The organism is Streptomyces sp. NPDC027672, from assembly GCF_055566335.1.
In genome coordinates, this window is sequence record NZ_JBVHSO010000004.1 from 1 (window position 1) to 18,817 (window position 18,817).

At 74.2% G+C, this 18,817-nt stretch carries 15 protein-coding genes; 10 read left to right on the plus strand and 5 right to left on the minus strand.

All coding sequences use genetic code 11. The features are described from left to right. The first annotated feature begins 388 nt into the window (after positions 1-388). On the plus strand, positions 389-2,233 hold the full coding sequence (locus tag ACZ4SV_RS11290; RefSeq protein WP_468003418.1) for an alpha/beta fold hydrolase: 1,845 nt from the start codon (positions 389-391) through the stop codon (positions 2,231-2,233). A gap of 34 nt (positions 2,234-2,267) precedes the next feature. Here the strand turns inward: ACZ4SV_RS11290 and ACZ4SV_RS11295 are convergent, their stop codons facing one another. Then, the gene (locus ACZ4SV_RS11295; protein WP_468003420.1) at positions 2,268-3,779 is read right to left on the minus strand and encodes an IucA/IucC family protein; all 1,512 of its coding nucleotides are present in this window, start codon (positions 3,777-3,779) and stop codon (positions 2,268-2,270) included. 138 nt (positions 3,780-3,917) lie between these two features. Between ACZ4SV_RS11295 and ACZ4SV_RS11300 the strand changes: the two genes are divergently transcribed. Genes ACZ4SV_RS11300 through ACZ4SV_RS11310 form a run of 3 tightly spaced genes read left to right on the plus strand, consistent with a single transcriptional unit; the run spans position 3,918 to position 7,525 of the window. Next, on the plus strand, positions 3,918-5,453 hold the full coding sequence (locus tag ACZ4SV_RS11300; RefSeq protein ID WP_468003422.1) for an IucA/IucC family protein: 1,536 nt from the start codon (positions 3,918-3,920) through the stop codon (positions 5,451-5,453). A gap of 9 nt (positions 5,454-5,462) precedes the next feature. Continuing rightward, positions 5,463-6,725, plus strand: coding sequence for a VWA domain-containing protein (locus tag ACZ4SV_RS11305; RefSeq protein WP_398213313.1), 1,263 nt, complete (start codon positions 5,463-5,465; stop codon positions 6,723-6,725). Continuing rightward, entirely contained in the window at positions 6,725-7,525 is an 801-nt protein-coding gene (locus ACZ4SV_RS11310) for a hypothetical protein (RefSeq protein WP_468003425.1), read from the plus strand. The genes ACZ4SV_RS11305 and ACZ4SV_RS11310 overlap by 1 nt, the downstream gene beginning before the upstream one ends. Before the next feature lie 183 nt (positions 7,526-7,708). Here ACZ4SV_RS11310 and ACZ4SV_RS11315 read toward each other — a convergent pair whose 3' ends face one another. Then, positions 7,709-8,344, minus strand: a complete 636-nt coding sequence (locus tag ACZ4SV_RS11315) for a winged helix-turn-helix transcriptional regulator (RefSeq protein WP_468003427.1) — start codon at positions 8,342-8,344, stop codon at positions 7,709-7,711. Positions 8,345-8,424: 80 nt separating this feature from the next. On the opposite strand from ACZ4SV_RS11315, the gene ACZ4SV_RS11320 reads away from it, so the two are divergent. From ACZ4SV_RS11320 to ACZ4SV_RS11345, 6 genes are all read left to right on the plus strand, one after another. Then, positions 8,425-9,633: a pyridoxal phosphate-dependent aminotransferase gene (locus ACZ4SV_RS11320; protein WP_365878814.1), complete on the plus strand. Its 1,209-nt coding sequence runs from the start codon at positions 8,425-8,427 to the stop codon at positions 9,631-9,633. Between the two features lie 82 nt (positions 9,634-9,715). Continuing rightward, positions 9,716-11,560 carry a trypsin-like serine protease gene (locus ACZ4SV_RS11325; protein ID WP_468003430.1) on the plus strand — a complete coding sequence of 615 codons (1,845 nt, stop codon included), beginning with the start codon at positions 9,716-9,718 and terminating at the stop codon, positions 11,558-11,560. Positions 11,561-11,590: 30 nt separating this feature from the next. Beyond that, positions 11,591-12,223: a DUF4232 domain-containing protein gene (locus ACZ4SV_RS11330; RefSeq protein WP_468003432.1), complete on the plus strand. Its 633-nt coding sequence runs from the start codon at positions 11,591-11,593 to the stop codon at positions 12,221-12,223. A gap of 76 nt (positions 12,224-12,299) precedes the next feature. Then, positions 12,300-12,899, plus strand: coding sequence for a histidine phosphatase family protein (locus ACZ4SV_RS11335; protein WP_365878820.1), 600 nt, complete (start codon positions 12,300-12,302; stop codon positions 12,897-12,899). Between the two features lie 238 nt (positions 12,900-13,137). Then, a complete protein-coding gene (locus ACZ4SV_RS11340) occupies positions 13,138-13,761 on the plus strand; it encodes a hypothetical protein (protein ID WP_397947957.1) in 624 nt (207 codons plus the stop codon). A gap of 52 nt (positions 13,762-13,813) precedes the next feature. Next, on the plus strand, positions 13,814-14,236 hold the full coding sequence (locus ACZ4SV_RS11345; protein WP_365878824.1) for an acyl-CoA thioesterase: 423 nt from the start codon (positions 13,814-13,816) through the stop codon (positions 14,234-14,236). Positions 14,237-14,313: 77 nt separating this feature from the next. Here ACZ4SV_RS11345 and ACZ4SV_RS11350 read toward each other — a convergent pair whose 3' ends face one another. The 3 genes from ACZ4SV_RS11350 to ACZ4SV_RS11360 form a co-directional block, all read right to left on the minus strand. Continuing rightward, positions 14,314-15,681: a nucleobase:cation symporter-2 family protein gene (locus ACZ4SV_RS11350; protein ID WP_365878826.1), complete on the minus strand. Its 1,368-nt coding sequence runs from the start codon at positions 15,679-15,681 to the stop codon at positions 14,314-14,316. 241 nt (positions 15,682-15,922) lie between these two features. Next, the gene (locus ACZ4SV_RS11355) at positions 15,923-17,308 is read right to left on the minus strand and encodes an 8-oxoguanine deaminase (RefSeq protein WP_468003435.1); all 1,386 of its coding nucleotides are present in this window, start codon (positions 17,306-17,308) and stop codon (positions 15,923-15,925) included. Positions 17,309-17,378: 70 nt separating this feature from the next. Further along, entirely contained in the window at positions 17,379-18,791 is a 1,413-nt protein-coding gene (locus ACZ4SV_RS11360; RefSeq protein WP_468003437.1) for a nucleobase:cation symporter-2 family protein, read from the minus strand. Between the last annotated feature and the right edge of the window lie 26 nt (positions 18,792-18,817).

Consider the following 18,817-nt stretch of genomic DNA (forward strand, 5'->3'; position numbering starts at 1 on the left):
ACGAACCGACAAGCTCGCCATCGCCTACCAGGCAGCACTCCACCTCGCCGGCATCCTCATCTGGACCCAACGCTGACCAAAGAGACAGAACCTAGCGGTCCGGCCAGGCGGTCCGCTCACCGGACCGCCCTCGGGCGGCCATGGGGCCAGGCCCTACCCGGTCCGTGGGTCCGCCCATGCCGGGCGCTGGCCGAGATGGGCCGGCGGGCGTGGTGTTCGGGGGGCGTGCGGGTTGTGTGGGCGCGGGGGTTGCGCTTCCGTACGCCCTGCGCCGTGCGCTCCGGCGCAGGAAAAGACCGAAAGGATCCAGGGGTGCCGGGGCCTCCGGCAGGCAGCAGACGCCGGCCGTGCCGCGAGCCCGGGCGGCGCTCGCGAGAGGACGGGTTTCATGAGTCACCCGCACGACGACGACGGCGTGGGCACCGCGGCGCAGGTGAGCCGGATCGCCAGGCAGGGCGTCTACACCTCGCCCACGTCGGTCGACCCGGCAGCGGCCCACCTCGCCGAGGCGCTGATCGCCACGCTGGACGGCACGGCCGAGCAGCCGGTGCTCCCCTCCGAGCTGCGGAGCCTGGCGGAGCAGGTGCGCCGGAGGGCGACCATCGGCTTTCCCCGCATCACCGCCGAGGACGGCGTACGGCTGTCGGCGCACACGATCAAGCTGAACACCGGCGAACCCGCTCCCCTGGTGATCGTGCCCGCCGGCTGGACGCCCTTCGGCTGGGGCCTGTTCGCGTACACGTACCTCCAGCTCGCGCTGCGCGGCTACCACGTGCTGGCCTACACCCCGCGCGGGATCGGCCTGACGATGGCGGTGCCCGGTCAGGGCTACGTCGACGGGCCCTTCACCTCCGGCGGCACGATCGACGTGGCCGGACCCGCGGACGTACAGGACGGCATCACGGTCCTCGCCTACGCGCAGCAGCACTTCAGCCCCAGCAAGATCGCCTTCCTGGGCGAGTCGTACGGTTCGGGCATCAGCCAGCTCGTCGCGGCGAACGACCCGGAGGAGCGGGTGGCCGCGGTCGTGGCCCTGAGCACCTGGGGCGATCTGACCGCGAGTCTCTACCAGCACGAGACCCGGCACCTGGCGGCGGTGGCCGCCCTGATCGGTTTCACCGGCGGCCCGCCCGAGCGGAAGTTCGACGAGGACACCCGCCAGTTGCTGGCCGACTTCCAGGCCGGCGAGAACATGAAGATCGTGGAGGAGTGGGGCAGGAGGCGGTCACCGGCCACGTACGCCGACAAGACCAACGCCCGCGGCATCCCCACCTTCTTCTCCAACACCTGGCACGAGACGCTGTTCGGGGCCAACCAGGTCATCGAGCACTTCGAGAGCCTCACCGTGCCCAAGCGGCTCAACCTGTGGATCGGCGACCACGCGGCACCCGAGGGCGTCGGCCTGACCCTCCCGTTCAGCGGCCCGAACCCGCCTGTCGAGGAGGCGTTCGCCTGGCTGGACCACCATGTGCGCGAGATCGACAACGAGGTCCCCGGCTGGTCCCCGGTCAGCAGCCAGATCATGTTCACCTACGAGACCCGGACCGACCCGCAGACCGGCAACCGCGACATCGTCACCCCGGCCGACCGTGAGTCCCGGGCGTCCTGGCAGGACGTCACGGTCTCCACCGAGCGGTGGTACCTGACGGGCACCGGTCCGGACGACCGTGACGGCGGACTGGGCACCCGCCCGGAGACGGGCTGGGAGCGCGCGTTCACCGTCGGCCAGGTGACCGAGCCCACCGCGGCGGACGCCGTCATCACCACCGGTCAGGCCGAGTGGAACGGCAACCCCAGGACGTACGCCCCGGACAAGTTCGACCGGCAGTACCTCGCCGTCTTCACCAGCGACCCGATCACGGCGGACAGCCGCGGCGGCGCGGCCCGCCGGATCCGCGGCGTCCCCGAACTCACGCTGACCGTGCGCGGCAGCGACGCCTCCGCGACCCTGGTGGCCTACCTGTTCGACGTCGGCCCCGACGGCACGGCCCGCATCATCACCCACGAGCCGCTCACCCTCACCGGCCTGACCCCGGGCCAGGAGCGCGCTGCCACCTGGAAACTCCAGGCCGCCGGGTACGACCTGGCCGACGGCCACCGGCTGACGCTGGCGGTGACCAGCGGCGACGCGCTCTACTCGGACGCGGCCACCGACGCCGGCACCGACGGCGGCACCACGACGCTCGGCTCCTCGGACGACGGCGCCGCCTGCCTGGTGCTGCCGCTGGGCTGACCGGACGCACCGCCGCCGGCCGGCGCCCGTCCGGTCACCGGCCGGCGGCGGTGTGCGCCAGCGGGTTCGGCAGCGGCAGATAGCGGGCGTCCGCGCCGTCCGCGCCCGTCCAGCGCAGCAGCAGGTTGGTCTTGCCGGGCAGGGTGGGCGCGGTGAGCAGGGCGGGGATCTCGGGCAGGTCGTGCCGGGCGAACTCGCGGCGCACGGCGGGCCACGGGTCGAGGCCGGGACGCCGCTCGGCGAGGGCGCCGGCGATCTCGGTGAGGTGGTTGACGACCAGGCAGTACACCAGCCGCTCCCAGCCGGCCGCCCGGCTCACGTCCGGCAGCAGTTTGGCGCCCTCGGCGTCCCGGAACAGGGCCTGCACGGGGGTGCCGGACCGGTCCACGGCGACCAGGGTGTTCTGCAGATGGGCCTCCAGGACGACGCCGTGGTCGTCGAAGGCGGTGAGCGCGGGCGGCACGACCTGCCGCAGGTACGCCTCCCACCAGCCGGCCGGGTCCCGGGTGGCCGCCAGCGGGTTGCCCTCGAAGCCCTCGGCGAGAGCGGCCGCGAGCAGCGGGGTGGCACCCGGCAGGAGGTGGCCGCGCAGCCCGTCGCGGACCAGCACGGCCAGCTCCTCGAAGGCGAAGGCGGCGGTGCGGTAGCCGCGGTCGCTCAGCCAGGCCGCGGGCGGGCCCATCGCCGCGAACGCGTGCCCGGCGGCGGTGTCGGTGCGGCGCAGCCGGTGCAGGTCGTGGCGCCACAGCCGGCGGATGTCGTTGGTGATGCGCACGTCCAGGCTGAACTTGAGGAACAGATCGCGCCGGGGCTCGTACACCGTGCGGACGGCGGCCGTGGGCCAGGTGTCGAACGCCGTGCCGCCGAGCCGCAGCAGCCGGCCGTCGGCGAAGGCGGGGGCCAGCTCGCGGCCGGCCAGGTCGAGCTGCCAGGGGTGGGCGGGCAGCAGCCGGTAGCCGGGCGGGGCGGTGCCGAGGGCGTCCAGGGCGCTGGTGTCGCCCTCCTCGGCCACCTGGTCCGCGCGGACGCCGAGCAGCGTCAGCGGGAAGCGGGCGTGCGCCTCGGGCGCGTACGGCAGCCAGGAGGCGACCGGGCCGCCGCCGCGCGCCTTGGGAGCCGGGTGGTACGGGTGGCCGGTCAGCAGGGACTGCTCGGAGCGCAGGTACGGGTCGTCGGGCGGGGTGGCCCGGGCGCGGGCGGTGAGCAGGGCGGCGACCGCGTCCCGGCTGTCGATCATCTCGGCGGGCAGGTCGCCGCCGGGCAGCCCGGTGTGCCGGCGCAGCTCCTCCGCGACCAGTTTGACCAGTTCCGTGTGGCCGATCGGGTGCCAGGTGCCGGCCGCGTACACCTCGGGGTCCGCGGGGCGCCGCCCGGCGCGCACCCGCAGCAGGCGGCCGTCCGGCAGCCGGTGCACCCGGCGGTCCCCGGCGGGCGGGAGCGGTTCGGCCACCTCCCGCAGCAGACAGTTGAGCAGGGGCGCTGCCGCGTAGGCGTCGGCGCGGCGGCCCGCCTCACCGGTGGAGGGTGTGTGGTCCACGCGTTCCATTCGTCCGTCGTCCAGGGGCGCCCGGTCGTTCCGGCGCGCGCCGGTCGCGCCCGCCGGGGCCGGAGACGATCAGTATGGCTGCCGTCCCCGGTGGTCCCCGACAATCGTGCCGTGCCCCGCCTACCCCAGGAGCCGACCGTGCACCGTCCCCCCACCGCCGAGGCCGGGATCGCCGAGGAGCTGGCCGCCGTCCGGCCCGGCCTGCTGCCCCGGTACACGGCGGAGCTGCCCGGCGCCCGGGCCGCCGTGCTGACCCGGCTGTGGCGGGCGCTGGCCCACGAGCCGCTGCCCTGGATCACCGGCCGGTCGCCCGGCCCGCGGGGCCTCGCCCTGCGCCTCGCCGACGGGCGGACCCTGCGCGGCCCGCACGCGGACCCGTACGCCACGAGCGCGTACGTCACCGCCGTACACCTGGACCGGCGGCCGTACGAGGACGCGGCGCGGCTGATGACCGCGCTGGCGGTGCCGCACGGCACCGCGTTCGCGGCGGAACTGGCGCACAGCGCGGCCTCGCTGGCGCTGTCCCGGGCCGGCGCAGAGCAGCCGCGGCAGTGGCCGGAGCGGGACCGGGAGTGGGAGTGGGAGCAGCGGGTGGTCGACGGGCATCCGTTCCACCCGAACTGCCGGTCCCGGCCCGGTTTCTCGGTGGCGGACCAGCTCGCGTACGGCCCGGAGCACGGGCCGGTGGTGGAGCTGGGCACGGTCCCGGTGCCGGTGGACGACTGCCTGGTGTCCGGCCGGTGGCCGGCGGAACTGCGCGACGGGGACCGGCTGTTGCTGCCGGTGCACCCGTGGCAGGCCACGCGGGTGCTGAAGCGGCCGTACGGCATCTGGTGCCCGGCCCGGCCGCTGATGTCCCTGCGCACCCTGGCGGTCCCCGGCGGCCCGCACGTGAAGACCGCGCTGAGCGCCCGGCTGACGTCGTCGGTGCGGGACATCTCCGTGTACTCGGTGCGGGCCGCGGCGACGCTGTCCGCGTTCGCCGAGGAGCTGGCGGCGCGCACGGACGGCCTGCTGCACATCACGCGCACGCTGGGCGCGGCCACGGCGCACTCGCCGGGTCTGGCGGCGCTGCTGCGGGAGTCGCCGCGGCAGTACGCGGCGCCGGGCGAGTGGGTGCTGCCGGTGGCCGCGCTCGCCACCACCTCCCTGCCCGGCTGCCCCTCCTGGCTGGCCGCGTTCACCCGGCTGGCGCTCACGGTGGGGCTGCGCCTGCTGGACCTGGGCGTGGCGCTGGAGGCCCACGGGCAGAACCTGCTGGTGGTCCTGGCCGCGGACGGCACTCCGCTGCGCCTGGCCTACCGCGATCTGGCCGACATCCGCCTCAGCCCCGCCCGCCTGGTCCGCCACGGCATCACCCCGCCCGGCCTCACGGGCCGCCTGCTCACCGACGACCCGGAAGCCCTGCGCCGCAAGCTGTTCGGCTCCCTGGTGACCGGCGCCCTGGCGGGCACGGCGGGCTCGGGCGGCACGCTGGCGGCGGCCCTGGAGACCGTGCTGCCGGACCTGCCCGCGACCGCGGACCTCGCCTTCCTGCGCGAACACCCGCTGCCCGCGAAGGCCCTGACGCTGATGCGCCTGTCCCCCGGCCGCTCCGGGGACATCTGGACGGCCCTGCCCCGGCCTGGCTCGGAAGCGGCCACCGTTTTGGAGTGCGGCCCGTCCGGTCAATAGGATCCGGCGATGATCAGAAGACAACGGCTGGTGGCGGGCGTCTGCGCTCTGCTCGCCGCCCTGACCGCCGGGATCGCGCTTCCCGGCCAAGCGGTCGCCGACGAGACGGAGCAGGCCGCTCCGAAGGTCGAACTCGTCCTGGACGTCAGCGGTTCCATGCGCACCCGGGACATCGACGGCGGCACCCGGATGGCCGCGGCGAAGCAGGCGTTCAACGAGGTGCTGGACGCGACGCCCGAGGAGGTGCGGCTCGGCATCCGCACACTCGGCGCCGACTACCGCGGCGACGACCGGAAGGAGGGCTGCAAGGACACCGCGCAGCTCTACCCGGTCGGTCCGCTGAACCGGACCGAGGCCAAGACGGCCGTGGCCACGCTGGCGCCCACCGGCTGGACGCCGATCGGACCCGCGCTGCTGAAGGCGGCGGGCGACCTGGACGGCGGCTCCGGCACCCGCCGTATCGTGCTGATCAGCGACGGCGAGGACACCTGCCAGCCGCTCGACCCGTGCGAGGTGGCCCGGGAGATAGCCGCCAAGGGCATCGGGCTGACCATCGACACCCTCGGCCTGGTGCCGGACGCCAAGACCCGCGACCAGCTCAGCTGCATCGCGGACGCCACCGGCGGCACCTACACCGACGTCCGGCACAAGGACGAACTGAGCGACCGCGTCGGCGACTTGGTGGACCGGGCGGCGGATCCCGTGGTGACGCCGGTGGCCACCGAGGGCGCCGACCGCTGCGAGAAGGCCCCGGCCCTGAAGTCCGGGCTGTACACCGACCGGGTGGGGTTCGGGCAGCAGCGCTGGTACAAGGTGGACGTGGCGCCCGGCCGGGAGCTGCGCGCCTCGGTGAGCGTGGCGGACGACCGGGCCGTCGGCCCGGACTACGGCGTCCTGCTGCGCGCGGTGACCACGCACGGGCGGGAGATCGTGCGCGGTGAGGCCGCGGGCACCGGCCGCACGGATGTGGTCTCCGCCGGTCTGCGCTATCCGAAGGCGGACGGCGACGACGAGTCGGCGCCCGCGGAGACGGTGTGCCTCCAGGTCACCCAGTCCTTCTCGGCGGCCTCGGGCGTGAAGACCACGCCGGGTCTGCCGCTGGAGCTGACCGTCGACGTGGTGGACGGTCCCTCGGGCCACCACGACGTGGCCGCGTTCGGTCTCGGCCGTGGCTGGTGGCTGCTGGGCGCGCTGGTGCTGGCCGGCTTCCTGGCGGGTCTGCTGTGGGGCTGGCTGTCACGCTGGCGGGTCGCGGTCTGGAGGACGAACTGATGCGGATCACACGCGTACTGGGCGCCGCGCTGCTGGCGCTGGGACTGGCCGCCGGACCGGCCGCCGCGGACTCCTCGCCCTCCCCGAGCGCCTCCGCCGACGGTGACGCGCCCACCCGGGCGGGCACCTCGTTCCGTACGGCGACCGAGATCGAGCAGGGGCAGCGGGCCACCGCCTCCGGCTCCACCGGCGACTACCTGTACTGGTCCTTCCCCGCGGACACCGGGCAGCGGCCCACCGTCGAGGCGACGGTGAAGCTGCCGGACACGCACGGCGCGCAGACCTGGCAGCTCGACGTGTACGACGGGCTCCGGCGCCGGCAGGCCTGCCAGTACGGCGCGCAGACCCGCACCGTCGCGCAGGGCACCGCCTCGGTGGACCTGGCGTGTGTGCTGCGCACGGTGCGCGGCTGGTCGGAGCCGTGGGCGAACGACCCGCTGCCGGGCACGTACTACGTCCGGCTGACGGTGGTGGACCTCGCCGCCGCCGACCTCGGCCAGCCGGTCGGCGCCGAGGTGCGCGTCGACTCGAAGCACATCGGCGGCGCGGCGGCCGTGGACGGCTCGCTGGGCAAGCCGCTCGTCCCGGGGATCGCCGTCACGTCCGAGGAGGACGGGGACGGTGCGAAGGGCGCCGTGCTGTCCAGCTTCGGCCGGGACGACGGCTGGTCGTCCGGCTGGTGGTCCGACCGCTGGGTGTGGACCGCGCTCGGCGGTGTGCTGGCCGCGCTCGCCGGTATCGGCGGCTACGCGCTGACGCGCGGATCGGGCCGGCCGTCGCGGGTGCCGCCCGGCGCCTGAGCGGCCGTATGGTTCCGGGAGCCGACTGCCCGGCTCCCAGGGTGAGTTGCACGGCTCCCGGGGCCGGTCGTACGACTCGTGGGGCTTGTACGGCTGTACGGCTCACCGGAGCGGGTTCCCGGCTTCCGGGGCCGGCCGCGCGTCGTCCCGCAGGTCCTGAAGGCCCGCCCGTCCGGCGGGCCTTCAGCCTTGCGCCGCCGCCCGCAGCGCCTTGGCCGGTGTGCCGTCGCCCGTCACCGTCACCCGGCCGTCCCGCACGGCGTCCGGCAGGGTCAGCTCGCCGCGGGCGATGGCCTCGCAGGCCGCCGCGTCCAGCACCAGCCGGGCGTCGGCCTCGCCCGGCGCGGGCCCGTCGCCGTACACCGGCCCCTCGGCGGCGCCGACGCGGAGGTGGAAGTCGCCTTCCTCCAGCCGCACTTCGACGACACCCTCGCCGTCCAGGGCGCGCAGCAGCGGCAGCGCGAACCAGTGCGCGCGCACGGCGTCGGTGGGCCGGCGCTCGCCCAGTTCGGGCCGCCCCCAGGTGCTCAGCGCCTGGAGGACGGGCAGCAGCTCCCGCCCGCGCGCGGTGAGTTCGTACACGTACGCGGCGCCCGGCGGGGGCAGCCGCCGCCGGGTGGCGAGGCCGTCTCGCTCCATCTCCTTCAGCCGGGAGGCGAGTACGTCCGTGCTCACGCCGGGCAGGTCCGCGTGCAGGTCCGTGTACCGGCGGGGCCCGGCGAGCAGCTCACGGACGATCAGCAGCGTCCAGCGGTCGCCGACGAGGTCGAGGGCGCGGGCTGCGGAGCAGTACTGGTCGTAGCTTCGGCGAGGTGACATGCGACGCAGTGTAGACGCGTTGTTGGACTTTCCAAGCTGTCACTTGGTAAAACCAAGCAACACGAGTTTCGGAGGGGCGCATGGAGTTCCGGCAGTCCAACAAGCTCAGCGAGGTGTGCTACGAGATCCGCGGCCCGGTGATCGAGCATGCCAACGCGCTGGAGGAGGCGGGGCACAGCGTGCTCCGCCTGAACACCGGCAATCCCGCGGCCTTCGGCTTCGAGGCGCCGGAGGAGATCCTCCAGGACATGATCCGGATGCTGCCGCGGGCGCACGGCTACACGGATTCCCGCGGTGTCCTCTCCGCCCGCCGGGCGGTCGCCCAGCGCTACCAGACGCTGGGCCTCGACGTGGACGTGGACGACGTCTACCTCGGCAACGGCGTCTCGGAGCTGGTCTCCATGGCCGTCCAGGCGCTGATCGAGGACGGTGACGAAATCCTCATCCCGGCCCCGGACTTCCCGCTGTGGACGGCCGTCACCACGCTGGCCGGCGGCAAGGCCGTGCACTACCTGTGCGACGAGCAGGCCGACTGGAACCCGGACCTGGCCGACATGGCGGCGAAGATCACCGACCGCACCAAGGCCGTGGTCATCATCAACCCGAACAACCCGACCGGCGCGGTCTATCCGAAGGAGGTCGTCGAGGGCATCCTCGACCTGGCCCGGCGGCACGGCCTGATGGTGTTCGCCGACGAGATCTACGACCAGATCCTGTACGACGACGCCGTCCACCACTCGGCCGCCGCGCTCGCGCCCGATCTGGTGGTCCTCACCTTCTGCGGGCTGTCCAAGACCTACCGGGTGGCGGGCTTCCGCTCCGGCTGGCTGGTGGTCACCGGCCCGAAGCAGCACGCCCGGAACTACCTGGAGGGCCTGACCATGCTGGCCTCCATGCGGCTGTGCGCCAACGCGCCCGCCCAGTACGCCATCCAGGCCGCGCTGGGCGGCCGCCAGTCCATCCGCGACCTCACCCGGCCCGGCGGCCGGCTGCACGACCAGCGGACGGTGGCCTGGGAGAAGCTCAACGAGATCCCGGGCGTCTCCTGCGTCAAGCCCAAGGGCGCGCTGTACGCGTTCCCGCGCATCGACCCCAAGGTGCACCCGATCCACGACGACGAGAAGTTCGTCCTGGACCTGCTGCTGCGCGAGAAGATCCAGGTCGTCCAGGGCACCGGCTTCAACTGGCCCGCCCCCGACCACTTCCGCATCCTCACCCTGCCGCACGCGGACGACCTGGAGGCGGCGATCGGCCGGATCGGCAGGTTCCTCGGCGGGTACCGGCAGTAGAGTTGGTCCGTTTCGCTCGTCCATGTGAAGATCATCCGGCGTGGCCAGGGGGACCGCGCCGTATGACGGGGGGCTTCCAGCAGTGTTCTCGCAGAGACAACCGTTCGCCCGCACCGGGCCGTTCGTCCGCGCACGGCGCCGGGCGGTCGTCGCCGTGCTGTGCGCGGCGCTGTCCGGGCTGACGGTGCCGGCCGCACACGCCGGGACGCCCGCGCCGGCCGCGCCGTCCGCCGGACGGGAGGCACGGCAGGCCGCGCGGTTCTGGACCGCGGAGCGCATGGCCGCGGCCCGGCCGCTCGACGCGCCCCGGCACACCCCGCCGGTGTCGTCGCCGGCAGCGTCCGCGGCGGCGACGGCCCGCCCGAAGGGCACCCTGTTCAAGGGCACCCAGCTGGTCGGGACGTTCTTCGGCGCCGACGGGCCGCGCGGCACCACCTGGCACTGCACCGGCAGCGTGCTCGACACCAAGGCCCGGAACATCGTGCTCACCGCGGCCCACTGCGCGCGGAACATGAAGAGCGCCTACCTCTTCGTCCCGAAGTTCGTGAAGGGCGCGGCCCCCGACCGGCAGCCGTACGGCATCTTCCCCATCCAGCGGATCTTCATCGATCCCCGGTACGTGCCCGACCGCGGCTCGGCCACCACCAAGAAGGCCGTGTCCGACCTGGACACCGCGTTCGCCCGGGTCTCGCCCAACCAGTGGGGCAAAAACCTCCAGGACGCGGTGGGCGGCGGACTCACCTTCACCCGGCCCGCCGGCTACACCCACCGGGGCGTCACCGTCGTCGGCTACCCCTCCTACTCGCACAACAGCGCCGGGCGTGCGGTCAAGTGCACCGTCCCGACGAAGCAGTTGCCCGGGTTCCGGCAGCTCTCGATGACCTGCGGCGGCTACTACGGCGGGGTGTCCGGCAGCCCGTGGATCACCGACTACAAGGACGACGCCCGCACCGGCCACGTCATCGGCAACCTCGGCGGCTACAACGGCGGCGGCAACGACGCCAACGTGGACTACATCAGCTACGCCCCCGCGTTCGGCACCGACGCCGCGAACCTGCTCGCCTACGCCGTCGCCGACCAGACCCCGCCCGCCGACCTGCCGCCGTACCGGGGGCTGGAGGGCGCGCTGCCGGGCGGAGCCGGGCGCTGGCGCAAGGCCGCGCTGATGGCCTCCGGCGACTACACCGGCGACCGGCACGGCGATCTGCTGGTGGTCTGGACCGACGGCGCGGTCACCCTGCACCCCGGCGACGGCAGGGGCGGCTTCCGCACCGAGACCCGGCTGCGCGCGGCCAACTCCACCTGGACCCACGCCCGGGCCGTCACCGGCGGCGCGTTCACCGGCGACCGGTCCGGACTGCTGGTGCGCTGGTCCGACGGCGAGGTCACGCTCTACCCGCAGCCCGGCCCCGCCGGCCTGGGCCGGGAGATCCGGATGGCCGCGCCGGGCTCCGCGTGGAAGAACGCCGCCCAGCTCGCCTCCGGAGCGTTCCGGGACGACGGGGGCACCGGCCTGCTGGTGCGCTGGGCGGACGGCGCGCTCACCCTCTACCCGGGCGTCGGGACCGGCGGCCTGGGCACCGGCACCCCGCTCCTCGCGGCCAACGGCACCTGGACCAAGGCCGCCCTGCTGACCGGCGGCGACTTCGGCGGCACGGCCGCCGGGGACCTGCTGGTGCGCTGGTCCGACGGCGCGGTGGACGGCTACGCCGGCACCTCGGCCGCGGGACCCGGCCGCAGGACGCGGATGCGCGGCCCGAACGGCCGGTGGCAGCAGGCGCGGGTGCTGACGGCCGGCGCCTTCCGCCACGACGGCCCCGCCAACGACCTCGTCGTGCGCTGGGCGGACGGGGAGACCACGCTGTACGCCGACACGGGTGGCACGTCCGTCGGCACCGAGCACACGCTGGTCCACCCCGGCACCTGACCGATCACCATCGCGCCTCCAGGGGGAACCATGACCGCGACGACCCGGCCGGCCGGCGCTCTCGCCGTACTCGCGGCCGGCCTGGCCCTGGCGGGCTGCGGCACCACCACGACGACGGCCGCCCCGGACGTCACCGCACCGCCGCCGCTGTGCCGGACCACCGCACTCACCTGGACACTGTCCCTGCTCGACGGCGACGGTGACGGCGACAGCGGCACCCACGGCACGCACGGCACCGGATCGAGCGCGCCCGAGGGCACGCGGAGCGGCACGGCGAAGGACCCCGGCGCGTCCCGGCCCAACGCGCGCCTCACCGCCGTCAACAAGCGTCCCGGCGCGTGCCTGTTCGCCGGCTATCCGGGCCTGGAACTGCACAACGGCAAGGCGGAGAGCATCGACGGCGCCGGCCCCGGGCACCCCGCGGCCCTCTCCCTGCCCGGCCACACGGCCGTCGCCGTGGACCTGCGCTACACGCCGCGCGACACCACGGGCGGTGCGGACGCCTGGTGCGTACGGCAGGGCGAGGCCGTGGTGCGCGCGCCGCGCGACAGCCACGGCACGGCCGTCCCGGTCACCGACGCGCACGGGCGCACGGCCGTCCTCGACGCGTGCGGGGAGACGATCGCCATGGCGCCGCCCCGGCGCACCCGGGCCGGGACCTGAGGGCGCGCGGCGCGGGCGACGCCGTCTGGCGCAGTCCGTCCTGCGGGCGGCGGGCGCCCTGTGACACCGTGCCGTCATGGGTGACCTCTTTCTCGTCCGGCACGGGGAGACCGCGTGGTCGCGGTCCGGACGGCACACCGGCCGGACCGACGTACCGCTCACCGAGCACGGGCGGGACGAGGCACGCCGGCTGGTCCCGCTGATCCGCCCGCACCGCATCGGCGCGGCCTTCGTCAGCCCGCTCCGGCGGGCCCGGGAGACCGCCCGGCTCATCGGGGTACCGGACGCGCGGGTCGACGCCGACCTGTGCGAGTGGGACTACGGCGGGTACGAGGGCGTCACCACACCGGAGATCCAGCGCGGCCGGCCCGGCTGGTTCCTGTTCACCGACGGTGTCCCGCCCGGCCCGCCGGACCATCCGGGCGAGAGCCCCGAGCAGGTCGGCGAGCGCGCCGACCGGGTGCTCGCCAAGGCCGACGCCGCCCTCGCCGACACCGACGGCATCGTCCTCCTGATCGCCCACGGGCACTTCCTGCGCGTCCTCACCGCCCGCCGCCTGGGCCTGCCGCCCCGGCACGGAGCCCTCTTCCAGTTGGCGACGGGCGCGCTGGGCCGGCTCGGCACCGAGCACGGGCGGCCGGTGGTGACGGGCTGGAACATCCGGCCCGGGGAGTGACGGCGGGCACCGGCCGGCACGCGGCTCCCGTACCGCGCGGACCGGTACGCGGCTCCTGTCCCGCGAGCCGGTACGCGGCCCCCGTCCCGCGCGAGCCGGTACGCGGCTCCCGTCCCGCGCGGGCCGGTACGTGGCCCCGTCCCGCGCGCGGGGCGTTGTCAGACCCGGGCCGTACGCTGCGAAGGAGCCGTCCGACCGACGGTGTCCGCCAAGTGCCCGGTGCCGGAAGGAGCGTCCCGTGACCCGACCGCCGACCGCCGCGCAGCGGCGCGTGCTCGAAGCCGCCGACCCGGTGACCGGGCGGCTGCGCGGTACGCCGGCCCAGCTCGCGTCGCTGGTGAGGCACGGCCTCGCCTTCCGGCACCCCCGGCCGCCGCACGACCACTTCCTCACCCCGGCGGGCCACCGGCTCCGGGAGGCGGCGCCCGAGCCGCCGCCGGTGCGGTCCGCCCCGGACACCGGGGTGTTCGCGGCCCGCGTCGGCGGCGAGGAGGAGCCGCCCGCCTCCGGTCCGGCCCGGCGGCGCGAGGTGCACAGCGCCTGGCAGGGACTGCTGGAGCTGCGCAGGATGACCAATCCCGACGGCGCCGCGGACCGGCCGTGCGGCTGGGAGCGGACCCATCTGGTGCGGGCCGCGGCGCTCGCGCTGGAGGCGGCCGGGCACCCTCCGGCGGGCGGGGACACGGACGGCTACCGGGTCCGTGCGACACCGCAGCCGGAGGCGGTCGCGGTGTACGCGCCGGACGCGCCGGCGCTGGCGGCGTGCGCGGCCACGCTGGAGGAGGCCGGCTGGCAGGCGGGCGAGTACACCGAGCCCCGGACGAGGGCCCGCTATCTGCTGGCCTCGCCGCGCCGGACCTGACCGGCGTGCCAGGATCGGGCGATCTCAGGAAGACACGCGAGAAGGGCAAGCAGTGGCCGAACCGTTTTCCGTCCGGGTGACCGTCCGCGGTTACGAGACCGACACCCAGGGACATCTCAACCAGTCGGTGTACCTCAACTACGCGGAGCACGCCCGCTGGTCGCTGCTCCAGGCGGCCGGGATCAGCCAGGCCCGGCTGGTCGGCGCGGGGGTGGGGCCGGTGGCGCTGGAGACGACCATCCGGTTCCGGCGCGAACTGCTCGCCGGTGACGAGACCGACGTGAGTTGCGTCTTCGAGTGGGGCGAGGGCAAGACGTTCTCCATCCGGCAGGAGATACGCAAGACCGACGGCACCCTGGCGGCCGAGGTCACCGCGGTGGGCGGCATCATGGACCTCGCCCGGCGCAGGCTGGTCGCCGACCCGCGGGCGGTGCTCAAGGAACTGGCCACGGACCCGGCCCTGTTCGGCCTGTAGGCCCGCGCGTCGAGCAGCGGGCCGGGGGTGACGGCGCGGTGCGTCTCCCCCGGCCGGCCACGTCCCGGCGAGCGGTGTCAGCGGACGGCGGCGATCTCCTCTCCCGCCTCCATGGGATGGGTGACGTCCTGGGCGTCCCGGCCCTTGCCGAGGTGGTTGAAGAGGAGGTTGAGCACCACGGCGGTGACGCAGCCCGTGGAGATGCCCGAGTCCAGGACGATCTTCGCGGTCTCCGGGAAGGAGTGGTAGAACTCCGGCGCGGTGATCGGGATGATGCCGACCGCGAGGGACACGGCCACGATCAGGACGTTGTTGTCCCGGTCCAGGCCGGCCCGGACCAGGGTCTGGATGCCGCTCGCGGCGACCGAGCCGAACAGCACGATGCCGGCGCCGCCGAGGACCGGGCGGGGCACGACCGCGATCAGCGAGGCGGCCATCGGACACAGGCCCATCAGGACCAGGAAGCCGCCGCCGGTCGCCACGACGTAGCGGCTGCGCACCCGCGTCATCGCGACCAGGCCGATGTTCTGGGCGAAGGCGCTGCACATGAAGCCGTTGAACAGCGGGCTGAGCGCGGAGCCGAGAGTGTCGGCGCGCAGGCCGGCCGCGATGGTCTTCTCGTCGGCGGGACGTTCGACGATCTCGCCGAGCGCCAGCATGTCGGCGGTCGACTCGGTCATCGAGACGACCATGACGACACAGAGGGACAGGATCGCGGCGAGCCGGAACTGCGGGGCGCCGAAGTGGAACGGCGTGGGGAAGCCGACCACGGCGGCGTCGGCGACCGGGCCGAAGTCCGTGACGCCGAACGGGATCGCGAGGAGGGTGCCCGCGACCAGGCCGATCAGGACGGCGATCTGCTTGACGAAACCGCGGGTGAAGCGGCGCAGCAGCAGGACGATCAGCAGGGTGGCGCCGGCGAGGGTGAGGTAGGTGGTCGAACCGTAGTCGCCGGCCCGCGGGTCGGGTCCCTGGGCCCAGCCGAACGCGACGGGCAGCAGGGAGACGCCGATCAGGGTGATGACGGAGCCGGTGACGACCGGCGGGAAGAAGCGGACCGCCTTGCAGAAGACCGGGGCGGCGAGGAAGCCGAGGAGTCCGGCGACGATGACCGCGCCGAAGATGACCGGCAGGGCGTCGGACTTGTCCTCGGTGGAGGCGACGATCGCGGTCATGGGGGCGACACCGGCGAAGGTGACGCCGTTGACGAAGGGCAGCCGGGCGCCGATCTTCCAGAAGCCGAGCGTCTGGAGGAAGGTGGCGAGGCCGGCCGTGAACAGGCAGGCGCCGGTGAGGAAGGTCAGTTCGGTGGCGGACAGGCCGATCGCCGCGCCGACGATGAGCGGCGGGGCGACGACACCGGCGTACATGGCGGCCACGTGCTGCAGACCGCTGGTCGCCATTTTGAGGGCGGGGAGTTTTTCGTCAACTGGATGGGCGGCCACGGCGGCTCCTCCGGGCGGGTGACACGTCGGACCTCGACGTGGGTTTCATGGAGGTGGTGCATGGTCGTGCGGGACCGTGACGGGGTGACGATCGAGCGGTGGGCGAGCGGTGTGGGGAGAACCGGCTCCGGGCGCGCGGGTGCGCGCCCGGAGACGGCGTGCCGTGGATCCCGCTCGGATCCACGGGTCCCGGCCGGGAGCCGTCCCTCCCGGCCGGAGTCTGTGGGCGGCCGGTGCCGGATCAGCCCCGGGCGGCGATCCCGGCCAGGCGCCGGGCTTCCTCGCGGGTGCTGACGGCGACGGCGTCCTCGTCGACGGTGAGCAGACGGCCGTTCTCGACGATCTGCCGGCCGTTCACGAAGGAGGCGGTGACCGGGGCCGCCGCGCCGAAGACCAGCGCGGTCACCGGGTCGGCGATGGAGGCGTGGGCGAGCGTGTCCATCTTCCAGAGCACCACGTCGGCCAGCTTGCCCGGCTCCAGCGAGCCGATCTGTTCGGCCCGGCCGAGGACCTGGGCACCGCCGTGGGTGCCGAGCCGCAGCGCCTGCCGGGCACCCAGCGCGGCTTCGCGGTGGGCGCCGAGCCGGTTGATCAGCAGGGCGTTGCGCAGTTCGGTGTGGAGTTCGCCGGACTCGTTGGAGGCGGTGCCGTCGACGCCGAGACCGACCGGGACGCCCGCCTGCAGCATGTCGGGGACGCGGGCGATGCCGGCGGCGAGACGGGCGTTGGACGAGGGGCAGTGGGCGACACCGGTCTTCGTGCGGGCGAAGGCCGCGATGTCGGAGTCGTTCATGTGGACGCAGTGCGCCATCCACACGTCCGCACCGAGCCAGCCCGTGGACTCGAAGTAGTCGGTGGGGCCCATGCCGAACAGCTCGTGGCAGAACTTCTCCTCCTGCACCGTCTCCGAGCCGTGGGTGTGCAGCCGTACGCCCAGCCGGCGGGCCAGCGCGGCGCCCTCGCGCATGAGTTCGGTGGAGACGGAGAACGGCGAGCAGGGCGCGACGGCGACCTGGGTCATGGCGTCGAAGGAGGCGTCGTGGTGTTTCCTGACGGTCTCCTCGGTCGCGGTGAGGGCGCCCTCCAGCGTCTCGACGGCGAAGTCCGGCGGCAGCCCGCCGTCCTTCTCGCCGCGGTCCATCGAGCCGCGGGCCAGCGTGAAGCGGACGCCCGTCTCGGCGGCGGCCCGGATGATCGAGCCGGACAGGTCGCCGCAGCCGCGCGGGTAGACGTAGTGGTGGTCCATGGCGGTGGTGACTCCGCCCCGGGCCATCATGGCCAGGGAGCCCTGCGCCGCCGCGTACGTCATCCGCTCGTCGATCCGCGCCCAGGTCGGGTACAGCGCGACCAGCCAGTCGAACAGGTTGTGGTCGGTGGCCAGGCCCCGGGTGATCCACTGGTAGAAGTGGTGGTGGGTGTTGACCAGTCCGGGTGTGGCCAGGTGCCCGCGTCCGTCGATCCGGCGCACCACGTTCTCCAGGCCCTCGGGGGCCTCGCCCGCGCCGACCGACTCGATGCGGTTGCCGGCGAGGACGAGGTGCCCGGAGGCGTACTCGGTGTCGCCCGCGTCCACGGTCGCGATGGCGCAGTTCTCGATGACGATGCGCTGGGCTGCCGATGGTGCCATCGTGCTTCCTTCTCTTCTGGTGGCGACCCGTGGACGGAAGGCGTGTCCACGGGGAGGGCACGGCAGGACCCTAGGAGGATTTGAGTGCCGGGGCGGGCTGGCCGCTCCGGGTGCCGAGATGGTGGAAGAACAGGTTCAGCAGGACCGCGACGAGCGCGCCCGCGCTGATGCCGGAGCCGAGGACGGTCTGCGCCCACGCCGGGAAGCCGGCGTAGAAGGTGGGCGCGGCCAGCGGGATGATGCCGGCGCCGAGCGCCACGGCCACCAGGATGATGTTGGAGCTGTCGTCCAGGCCCGCTTCGGCGAGCGTGCGGATGCCGCTGACGGCGATGGAGCCGAACAGGACGATGCCGGCGCCGCCGAGCACCGGCATGGGGACCAGGGAGACGACCGCGCCGAGGACCGGGAAGGCGCCGAGGACGAGCAGACTGGCGCCGGCGACGGCGACGACGTACCGGCTGCGCACCCGGGTGAGGGAGACGACGCCGACGTTCTGCGCGAAGGCGGAGGTGGGGAAGCCGCCGAAGACGGGTCCGAGGAGGGTGGCGATGCCGTCGGTGCGCAGACCGCGGGTGATGGTCCTGGCGTCGGCGCGGCGGTCGCAGATCTCGCCGAGGGCGAGCATGCCGGCGCTGGACTCGGTCATCAGCACCAGCATCACGATGCACAGCGAGAGGATGGCCGCGGGCTGGAACTCCGGGGCGCCGAAGGCGAACGGGGTGGGCAGCGCGGCGATCGGCGCGGACTCCAGGCCGCTGAAGTCGGCCATGCCGAAGGGCATCGCGGCGAGCGTGCCGACGAGCAGCCCGAAGAGCAGGGCGACTTGCCGGACGAAGCCCTTGCCGAAGCGCTGGATCAGCAGGATGACGGCGAGGGTGAACCCGGCGAGCGCGAGGTGCCGCATGGCGCCGAAGTCCGCGGCGGCCTTGTCGCCGCCCTGGGCCCAGCTCACCGGGACGGGCATCAGCGTGACGCCGATCAGGGTGATGACCACGCCGGTGACCAGGGGCGGGAAGAAGCGCAGCAGCCGGCCGAAGAACGGGCCGAGGGCCAGGCAGAAGGCGCCGGCGACCATCACCGCGCCGTAGATGGCGGGGAGTTGGTGGCCTTTGCCGTTGGTCTCGGCGATGGCGAGGATGGGGGCGATGCCGGCGGAGGAGGCGGCGTTGACGAAGGGCAGCCGGTTGCCGACGAGGCCCTTGACGCCGATGGTCTGCAGGATGGTCGCGATGCCGGCGATGAGCAGGCTCGCGGCGATCAGCCGGGTGCGGGCCGCGATGTCGAGGCCGCAGGCCTGCCCGATGATGAGCGGAGGAGTGACAACGCCCGCGTACATCGCGGCGATGTGCTGGAGCGCGGCGGGGACGAGCCGCGAGACGTGGAGCTTCTCGTCCACCGGGTGCACGGACGTGACGGCGTCCTCGGTGTGCACCGGCGGGGTGGAACAGGAGCCTTTCGCCGGCTCCATTGCAGGCTGTGCCATGGTGTTCCCTCCGGTGTGGCGGGCCC